Here is a 498-nt window from a genome sequence, read left to right as displayed (position 1 = left end):
ACGCTCTTCCGATCTCGCTGGTCGACTGGTTTACGCCATCGACGCGATCGGTAACGTTCAGCAGACGGAATATGACGGTGCAGGGCGTGTAGTCAGCACGACGCTCTATGCGAATGCCATTCCACTGGACACGCCGGCTACCGAGGCGAGCGTGTCGGCGGCTATCCATGTCGACGCGACGGGCGACCAGACCAACGTATTCAGCTACGACGCCGCAGGTCACCTGACCAGCAGCACGGACCCGCTGGGCGATACCGAGACGTACACCTGGAACGGCGTTGGCGACAAGCTGAGCTACACCAACAAGAAGGGCGATACCTGGACGTACGCGTACGATGCCGCTGGGCGTATGGTGTCTGAATCGTCGCCGGCCGTGTCGTTGGTGTCGGTGGCGGTAGATGCCAGTGGGAAGTTGGCTATCAGCCAGGCTGGGTCCGCGCCGGTCATCACGCGTCTGGCATATGACGCGCTGGGCAACTTGGTCAGTCGTACCGAAGC

At 61.8% G+C, this 498-nt stretch carries 1 protein-coding gene; it reads left to right on the top strand.

The features are described 5' to 3' along the window. A partial coding sequence (locus RVY79_RS17220; RefSeq protein WP_317465692.1) for an RHS repeat domain-containing protein occupies positions 1-498 on the top strand: 498 nt, incomplete at both ends.

It is taken from the genome of Chromohalobacter sp. HP20-39 (genome assembly GCF_033052815.1).
Lineage (GTDB): Bacteria > Pseudomonadota > Gammaproteobacteria > Pseudomonadales > Halomonadaceae > Chromohalobacter.
This window is presented reverse-complemented; position numbering and strand designations above follow the sequence as displayed.